The sequence below is a fragment of the Nocardioides sp. CPCC 206348 genome, assembly GCF_048654705.1.
GTDB lineage: Bacteria > Actinomycetota > Actinomycetes > Propionibacteriales > Nocardioidaceae > Nocardioides.
On record NZ_JBMCZA010000078.1, the window covers coordinates 6624 to 14950 of the forward strand.

8 protein-coding genes are annotated in these 8327 nt (G+C 69.7%); 1 reads left to right on the forward strand and 7 read right to left on the reverse strand.

What is annotated here, in order from left to right; all coding sequences use genetic code 11:
• Positions 1–1553 (reverse strand): signal recognition particle protein (gene ffh, locus ACOADB_RS03610; RefSeq protein ID WP_378596567.1); only part of this gene is annotated, 1553 nt, incomplete at its 3' end.
• Positions 1554–1641: 88 nt separating this feature from the next.
• Here ffh and ACOADB_RS03615 point away from each other — a divergent pair.
• A complete protein-coding gene (locus ACOADB_RS03615) occupies positions 1642–1917 on the forward strand; it encodes a hypothetical protein (protein ID WP_378596569.1) in 276 nt (91 codons plus the stop codon).
• Here the strand turns inward: ACOADB_RS03615 and ACOADB_RS03620 are convergent.
• The 6 genes from ACOADB_RS03620 to ftsY all read right to left on the reverse strand — a co-directional run.
• Complete coding sequence (locus ACOADB_RS03620; protein ID WP_378596570.1) at positions 1904–4132, reverse strand: [protein-PII] uridylyltransferase; 2229 nt, start codon at positions 4130–4132, stop codon at positions 1904–1906. The genes ACOADB_RS03615 and ACOADB_RS03620 overlap by 14 nt on opposite strands.
• A 20-nt stretch (positions 4133–4152) precedes the next feature.
• Entirely contained in the window at positions 4153–4491 is a 339-nt protein-coding gene (locus ACOADB_RS03625; RefSeq protein WP_056714252.1) for a P-II family nitrogen regulator, read from the reverse strand.
• The gene (locus ACOADB_RS03630) at positions 4488–5828 is read right to left on the reverse strand and encodes an ammonium transporter (RefSeq protein WP_378596571.1); all 1341 of its coding nucleotides are present in this window, start codon (positions 5826–5828) and stop codon (positions 4488–4490) included. Before ACOADB_RS03630 ends, ACOADB_RS03625 begins: the two co-directional genes overlap by 4 nt.
• A 116-nt stretch (positions 5829–5944) precedes the next feature.
• On the reverse strand, positions 5945–6283 hold the full coding sequence (locus ACOADB_RS03635) for a P-II family nitrogen regulator (protein ID WP_056714250.1): 339 nt from the start codon (positions 6281–6283) through the stop codon (positions 5945–5947).
• Entirely contained in the window at positions 6280–7617 is a 1338-nt protein-coding gene (locus ACOADB_RS03640; RefSeq protein ID WP_378596572.1) for an ammonium transporter, read from the reverse strand. The genes ACOADB_RS03635 and ACOADB_RS03640 overlap by 4 nt, the downstream gene beginning before the upstream one ends.
• Before the next feature lie 107 nt (positions 7618–7724).
• Positions 7725–8327 (reverse strand): signal recognition particle-docking protein FtsY (ftsY, locus tag ACOADB_RS03645; protein ID WP_378596573.1); only part of this gene is annotated, 603 nt, incomplete at its 5' end.

An 8327-nucleotide genomic window follows, 5' to 3' on the forward strand; every position in this document is an offset into this window, starting at 1 on the left:
GAGAAGTCCTTGGGGAGCTCCAGCTGGGCGGCAGCCGCTTCGTAGTCGATGTCCTCACCGATGCCGAACGGGTTCGGCTTGGCCTCGGCCGCCTTCACCTTGGCGGCGGCAGCCTCCTGCGCGGCCTTGGCCGGGTTGCCGGACTTGCGCTGGCCGCCCTTGGCCTTGGTCTTCGCCTTCTGCTTGGCCGTGACGCGCTTGCTGCCCGCACCGGCGCCCATGCCGGGCATCCCCGGCATTCCGGGCATGCCGCCACCGCGAGCCATCTGCATCATCATCTTGCGGGCCTCGAAGAAGCGGTCGACGAGACCGTTGACGTCGGTGACGGTGCGGCCCGAACCCTTCGCGATCCGGGCGCGGCGGGAGCCGTCGATGACCTTCGGGTTGGCACGCTCGGCCGGAGTCATCGACCGGATGATCGCCTCGACCCGGTCGATCTCGCGCTCGTCGAAGTTGTCGAGCTGCTCGCGGATCTGGCCCATGCCGGGGAGCATCTTGAGGATGCTGGTCATCGAGCCCAGCTTCTTCAGCTGCTGCATCTGCGACAGGAAGTCGTCGAGGGTGAAGTCGCCGTCGCTGAGCTTCTGCGCAGCCTTGAGCGCCTCCTCCTGGTCGAAGGCCTTCTCCGCCTGCTCGATCAGGGTGAGGACGTCACCCATGTCGAGGATGCGCGAGGCCATCCGGTCGGGGTGGAAGACGTCGAAGTCGGTGAGCTTCTCGCCGGTCGAGGCGAACATGACCGGGCGGCCGGTCACGTGGCGGATCGACAGCGCGGCACCACCGCGGGCGTCACCGTCGAGCTTGGTGAGCACGACGCCGTCGTACCCGACCCCGTCGAGGAACGCCTGCGCGGTGGTCAGGGCGTCCTGGCCGATCATCGCGTCGACGACGAACAGGGTCTCGTCGGGCTGGACGGCATCGCGAATGCCGATGGCCTGCGCCATCATCTCGCTGTCGACACCGAGGCGACCTGCGGTGTCGACGATCACGACGTCGTGCAGCTTGCGCTTGGCCTCCTCGATCGAGGCGCGTGCGACGGACACGGGGTCACCGACGCCGTTGCCGGCCTCGGGCGCGAACACCGGGACGCCGACCTTCTCGCCGTTGACCTGGAGCTGCTGGACGGCATTGGGGCGCTGCAGGTCGCAGGCCACGAGGAGCGGGGTCTTGCCCTGCTCCTTGAGCCACAGCGCGAGCTTCGCGGCCAGCGTGGTCTTGCCGGCACCCTGGAGACCGGCGAGCATGATCACGGTCGGTCCGGTCTTGGCGTAGCGCAGGCGGCGGGTCTCGCCGCCGAGGATCTGGACCAGTTCCTCGTTGACGATCTTGACGACCTGCTGCGCCGGGTTCAGCGCACCGCTGACCTCTTCACCGCGGGCGCGCTCCTTGATCGCCGCCACGAAGTCCTTGACCACGGGCAGGGCGACGTCGGCCTCGAGCAGCGCGATCCGGATCTCCCGGGCGGTGGCGTCGATGTCGGCCTCGGAGAGCCGGCCCTTGCCGCGGAGGTTCTTGAAGGTCGCGGTGAGGCGGTCGGACAGTGTGGCGAACAAGAGCGGGTCCTCGCGGAGACGGGAAATGAGCCGGAACGGCCGTCGCTGGCCGGAAACCACTCTAGATCAGGCTCCTACACTCGCTGGCATGACCATCGTCGTCTTCACCATCGCCGGGCTCCTGGTCCTGGTGCTGGTGATCGCGGCGGGCCACCGGATCCTGCGTTCCGACAGCGGAATCGGCGGCGGGGTCGCCGACGGCCTGGGCAGCTTCATCGACGTCTTCGACCCGGCCCGGGCCCGCGCCGACCGCGACCTGAAGTCGCACAACAACCAGGGCGCCGTCATTCCCAACCCCGATGACGACGACCGTCCGGTCGAGGTCGACCTCGTGAAGGGGACGGCGCGGATCAGGCGCCGGTGATCGCGGCCCGCACCGCGTGGGCTGCTTCGGCGGACCGGGTCTCCGACAGTGCGCCGGCCGACGCCTCCTGCACGTAGAACACGTCGACGGCCTGCGGGCCGAGGGTCGACACGTGCGCCGAGCGCACCGTCACCTCCATGGCGGCCAGGGCCGAGCTCACCTGGAACACGACGCCGAGCCGATCGGCGGCGCGCACCTCGATGACGGTGGCGTGGTCGCTCGCTTCCGGTCGTACGACGACCGTGGGCGCGAGCTCGCCCGGCGACGGAGGTCGCGGGGCCAGTCGAGCGGCGACGTCGACGCGGCCCTCCGAGATCGCGTCGTACTGGTCGCGCAGTGCGCCGGCGTTGAGGAACTCGTCGGCGACGTCCCACACCGACACGCCGTACTCCCCCTGCGACCAGATCCGGGCGGCCCGAATGGGGACGCGGCGCAACGCGAAGGTCGCCGCGACACTGGCCAGCAGTCCGACGCGGTCCGGACCGACGGTGGTGACACGGGAACCGTCGGCGACGGCCTCGATCGAGATGGAGAGCTCGCCGCGGGTGGCGGCGGCCGGGATCTCGATCTCCTCGACCCGGAAGGCGGGCGGCACGCTCCCCTGCTCCAGCGAGGCACGGGCCCGACGGGACAGGTCGAGGATCAGTCCGGCCCGCCACGACGACCAGGCCTTCGGCGACGCCGCCTTCGCGTCGGCCTCGGTCAGCGCGGTGAGGAGGGCGAGCGCCTCGGGGGTCCGGATGTGTTCGGTGAGCGCGTCAAGGGTGGCCGGGTCGTCGGGGTCGCGGGTGGTCGCGATGTCGGCGAGCAGCAGGTGCCAGCGGACCAGCTGGCTGATCAGGTCGACCTCGTCGTCGTCGAAGCCCATCCGGGCCGCGATCTCGCGTGCGATCGGGGCGCCGGCGACGCTGTGCTCGGTCAGGTCGCCCTTCCCGATGTCGTGCAGCAGGGCCGCGACCACCAGGACGTCGGGGCGTCCGACGCCTCGGATCAAGGACGCCGCTTCGACGCAGGTCTCGACCACGTGGCGGTCGACGGTGAAGCGGTGGATCACCGAGGCGTGGGGCAGCAACCGGATCCGTTCCCACTCGGGAAGGATCATCGCGAGCGCACCGGTCTCGTCGAGGGTCTCCCACACCGGCAGCAGGCCGTGGCCGGCCGCGAGCAGGCGGACCATCTGCTGGCGGGCCTCGTCGGGCCACGGCACCGGCAGCGGCGGGCACTCGCGGACCAGCCGCGCGGCCGTCGGCGGCGCCAGGACGACGTCACGGGTGGCTGCCTCGGCGGCGGCGCGCAGGAGCAGCACGGGATCCGTCGCGGGCCGCGCCCCCTTGTCGAGGACCACCTCACCCTGCGACAGCGCCACTCCCGGCGCCAACCGGGTGAGCTCGGGGCGCCGCGGCTTCGCCGCAGGGGTACGACGAAGGGCGTCGTCCGTCCGGCGCCAGGCGAGCCGCGACAGGTGGGTGACCCGGCGGCCGAGCTCGCGGACGTGTCGTTGTGCGGCGCGCTCGTCGGCCAGGTCGAGTCCTTCGGCGATCGGGCCCCAGTGCTCGGGCGCGATCCGGTCGGTGCCGCGTCCGGCGGCCGTGTGCAGCACGTCGCGGACGTCAAGGAGCTGGCCGCGGCAGCGCTCGAGGTCGGCCGCGGAGACGTCGACCAGCCAGGTGGCGGTCAGGCTCTTGAGGACCGTCGCGTCGCGGAGCCCGCCCTCGGACTCCTTGAGGTCGGGCATCGACAGGTGCGCGAGCTCGCCGATGAGGCGGTGCCGGTTGCGCACCATCTCGTGGAGCTCGGGCAGCCGTTGACGCGCCTGCCGGCGCCACTGGGCGAGGACCGTGGTCCGCAGCCGCAGCGCCAGGCTGTAGTCCCCCGCGATGTGCCGGATGTCGAGCAGTCCGGACGCGACACGGATGTCGTTCTGCGCCGCCGTGATCGTCTCCGACAGGGTGCGGACGGAGTGGTCGAGCTTGCTGCCGGAGTCCCACAGCGGGTACCAGACCTGCGCCGCGAACTCGCCGAACCAGTCCTGCTGGACGTCGTCCTCGGCGACGAGCACGACGTCCAGGTCGGAGTAGGGCGCCATGTCCCCGCGCCCGAACCCACCGACCGCGACCAGCGCGACACCGCTGTCCGGGCCGCCCGCGTCGTCGTACGCCTTGCCGCACAGCGCGTCGGCGGCCTCGGTGCGTACTACGCGGTCGGCAGCGGTCATCCGGTTGGTTCAGCTCCGTCTCAGACCGCGGCAGATCCGGTGTCCCCGGTGCGCACGCGCACCACGGACTCGACGGGCGTCACCCAGATCTTGCCGTCGCCGACCTTGCCGGTCTGCGCAGCCTTGGTGATCGTCTCGACGATCTGCTCCACGTCGGCGTCATCGGCGACGATCTCGATCCGGACCTTCGGAACCATCGCGATGTCGTACTCCGCACCGCGATACACCTCCGTGTGGCCCTTCTGGCGGCCGTAGCCGCTGACCTCACTGACGGTCATCCCGTTCACGCCGACGGCCTCGAGCGCCTGTCGGACGTCTTCCCACTTGTGCGGCTTGACGACCGCGCTGATGAGCTTCATGACTGCAGGGTGCCAGTCCCGTGACCGAAGTGGGGGCGAGCACCGCCGGTGATGTTCAGGTCGTACGCGGTTTCACCGTGGATGATCAGGTCGACGCCCGCCATTTCGTGCTCGGGGTCGATGCGGAAGCCGATGGTCTTGTCGAGCACGTAGACCAGGATCGCGGTCATCGTGAACGAGAACGCGAGGGTCGCGCCGGCCGCGACCAGCTGCTTGCCGAGCTGGTCCGCGCCGCCGCCGTAGAAGAGGCCGTCGACGCTGGTGACCGAGGACGAGGCGAGGAAGCCGATCAGGATCGTGCCGACCAGGCCGCCGACGAGGTGGACACCCACGACGTCGAGCGAGTCGTCGTACTTGAACGTGAACTTGAGGCCGACCGCGAGCGCGCAGACCGCACCGGCGACCAGGCCGACCACCATCGCACCGATCGGCGTGACCGAACCGCAGGACGGCGTGATGGCCACGAGGCCGGCGACGACACCCGAGGCTGCCCCGAAGGACGTCGCGTGGTCGTCGCGGATCCGCTCGATGCCGAGCCAGGCCAGCAGACCCGTGCAACCGGCGAGCAGCGTGTTGACGAACACGATCGCGGCGGTGTTGTTGGCGCCGAGCGCAGACCCGGCGTTGAAGCCGAACCAGCCGAACCACAGCAGGCCGCAACCGACCATGACGAGCGTCAGGTTGTGCGGCTTCATCGGGTCACGGCCGAAGCCGACCCGGCGGCCGAGGACCAGCGCAGCGGCGAGGCCGGCAGCACCGGAGTTGATCTCGACGGCGGTACCCCCGGCGAAGTCGAGTGCGCCGAGCTCGTTGGCCATCCAGCCACCCACGTGGTCGCCGGCGCTGAAGTCGAAGATCCAGTGCGCGACGGGCGCGTAGACCAGCACGGTCCACAGGCCGGCGAAGACCAGCCAGGTGCCGAACCGGGTCCGGTCGGCGATCGCACCGGCGATCAGGCCGACCGTGATCACCGCGAACAGGCCCTGAAAGGCCGCGAACAACGTGATCGGGTACGGCGCCCCGGGGACCTCCTCGAGCATGCCCTTGAAGCCGGCGTACTGGAACGGGTCACCGACCAGCCCGCCCCCGAGGTCGTCACCGAAGGCGATCGAGTAGCCGATCAGCACCCAGACGACCATGACGACGGCGAGGGCGCCGAAGACCATCATCATCATGTTCAGGACGCTCTTGGAACGGACCATGCCGCCGTAGAAGAACGCCAGGCCGGGGGCCATCAGCAGGACGAGGGCAGCGGCGGCGAGCAGCCAGGCGGTGTCGCCGTCCGCAGTGGACACGTCGGCGGCACCGGTCAGGGCCACCAGGAGCAGATCAGGCATCCGCCAACTCTGAGGTCGAAATGTTTCACGGGCGTAACAGGACCCCCTTCACGTGTTACGCGAAGGTGAATGCCCGTTGGATCGCGCCAGCGACTGTTGGTCGGGCTCGTCGAGACTCAGAGCGCTTCGGAGTCCTTGTCCCCCGTCCGGACGCGGACGACGGTCTCGACCGGGCTGACCCAGACCTTGCCGTCACCGATCCGGCCGGTGTGGGCCGTCTTGGTGATGATCCCGACGACGTCCTCGGTGTCGGGGTCGTCGACGACGATCTCGATCCGGATCTTGGGGACCAGGGCGATGTCGTACTCGGCGCCGCGGTAGACCTCGGTGTGGCCCTTCTGGCGGCCGTAGCCGCTGACCTCGCTCACCGTCATCCCGGTGACGCCGAAGGCCTCGAGGGCCTCGCGGACGTCCTCCCACTTGTGCGGCTTGATGACCGCGGTGACCAGCTTCATGCGCTTCCCTCCGATGCGGTGGACGACGTGAGGACCGAGGCACGACGGGCGCCGCCGCCAGTACCGAGATCGTAGGCAGACTCTCCGTGCTCGACGAAGTCGATGCCCTCGACCTCGTCCTCGTCCTCGAGACGGAGACCCAGGGTGTACTTGATCGCGAGACCCACGACCAGGGTGGCGAGCGCGGACCAGACGATCGCGAAGAGCGCGACCGCGACCTGCACGACGAGCTGCTTGGCACCGCCGCCGGTGAGGAGTCCGCCCTCGTTGGAGGCGAGGAACCCGACGCCGACCGTGCCGACCAGGCCGCCGACGAGGTGGACACCCACGACGTCGAGCGAGTCGTCGTACCCGAGCTTGTACTTGAGGCCGACCGCCAGGGCGCAGAGGCCACCGGCGAACAGGCCGAGGACCATCGAGCTCCACGGCACCAGGTTCCCGCAGGCCGGGGTGATCGCGACCAGGCCGGCCACCACGCCCGACGCGGCGCCGAGGGAGGTGGACTTGCCGTCGCGGATCTTCTCGACCAGCAGCCAGCCCATCATCGCCGCACAGGTGGCGAGGGTCGTGTTGAGCCAGACCAGTGCGGTCTCGGTCGTGTAGGCGTCGAGGTTGACGATCGAGCCGACGTTGAAGCCGAACCAGCCGAACCACAGGAGGCCAGCACCGATCATCGTGAGCGTCAGGTTGTGCGGCTTCATCGGCTCCTTGCCGAAGCCGATGCGCTTGCCGATCAGCAGGGCGAGCACCAGGCCCGCGACACCGGCGTTGATGTGCACGACCGTGCCGCCGGCGTAGTCGATCGGCGCCACCTCGGCGCCACCGTCACCGGAGAAGAGCCAGTCGGCCAGGCCGCCCTCGACGCCGCTGAGGAAGCCACCGCCCCACACCATGTGGGCGAGCGGGAAGTAGGACAGGGTCACCCAGATCGGGAGGAAGACCAGCCAGGCGGAGAACTTCATCCGGTCGGCGATCGCACCGCTGATCAGGGCCGCGGTGATCACCGCGAAGGTCAGCTGGAAGGCGACGAAGACGTAGTTGGCCGGGTCCGTCGTCTCGAGGCCGAACTGCTTGAACGGGTTGGAGAAGAGCTTGGCGATCTCCTTGCCGGCTTCGCCGTCGGCGGTGAGGTACGTGGTGCTGTACGACATCGACCAGCCCCACAACGCGTAGACGATGCCGACGACGCCGAGGGCGCTGAACGACATCATCATCATGTTGAGGACCGACTTGGTCCGGCTCATGCCGCCGTAGAAGAGCGCCAGTCCGGGCGCTGTCATCAAGAGGACGAGCGAGGCCGACACCAGCATCCAGGTGTAGTAGCCGTTTTCCATGTCCCGAACACTGGCGGCCTTGGGTTTCCATACGGGTGGGGTCGCGTTACGGCCGTGTAACGAGTTCTCCGGACCGGTGACGAACGATGGCGGTCAGGTCAGGTCGGTCAGCTCAGCAGCGCGTCGACGAACGCGGCCGCATCGAACGGCGCCAGGTCGTCGGGGCCCTCGCCCAGGCCGACCAGCTTGACCGGGACGCCGAGCTGGCGCTGGACAGCGATCACGATGCCGCCCTTGGCGGAGCCGTCGAGCTTGGTGAGCACGATGCCGGTGACGTCGACGACCTCGGAGAACACCTTGGCCTGGATCAGGCCGTTCTGGCCGGTGGTCGCGTCCAGCACGAGCAGCACCTCGGTGACCGGCGACTGCTTCTCGATGACGCGCTTGACCTTGCCGAGCTCGTCCATCAGGCCCTGCTTGTTCTGCAGGCGGCCGGCGGTGTCCACGACGACGGTGTCGACACCGCGCTCCATGCCCTGCTTGACCGCCTCGAACGCGACGCTGGCGGGGTCGCCGCCCTCCGGGCCGCGCACGACCTCGACACCCACCCGGTCACCCCACGTGGCCAGCTGCTCGGTGGCCGCCGCGCGGAAGGTGTCGGCAGCCGCGAGGAGCGCGGTCCGGTCGTCGGCGACGAGGATCCGGGCGATCTTGCCGACGGTGGTGGTCTTGCCGGTGCCGTTCACGCCCACGACGAGTACGACGCCGGG

Bases quoted from the DNA above. Each gene is read 5' to 3' on its own strand.
- ACOADB_RS03615 (WP_378596569.1), top strand. From the start codon at position 1,642: ATGACCATCGTCGTCTTCACCATCGCCGGGCTCCTGGTCCTGGTGCTG.
- ACOADB_RS03635 (WP_056714250.1), bottom strand. From the start codon at position 6,283: ATGAAGCTGGTCACCGCGGTCATCAAGCCGCACAAGTGGGAGGACGTC.
- ACOADB_RS03625 (WP_056714252.1), bottom strand. From the start codon at position 4,491: ATGAAGCTCATCAGCGCGGTCGTCAAGCCGCACAAGTGGGAAGACGTC.
- ACOADB_RS03640 (WP_378596572.1), bottom strand. From the start codon at position 7,617: ATGGAAAACGGCTACTACACCTGGATGCTGGTGTCGGCCTCGCTCGTC.
- ACOADB_RS03630 (WP_378596571.1), bottom strand. From the start codon at position 5,828: ATGCCTGATCTGCTCCTGGTGGCCCTGACCGGTGCCGCCGACGTGTCC.
- ACOADB_RS03620 (WP_378596570.1), bottom strand. From the start codon at position 4,132: ATGACCGCTGCCGACCGCGTAGTACGCACCGAGGCCGCCGACGCGCTG.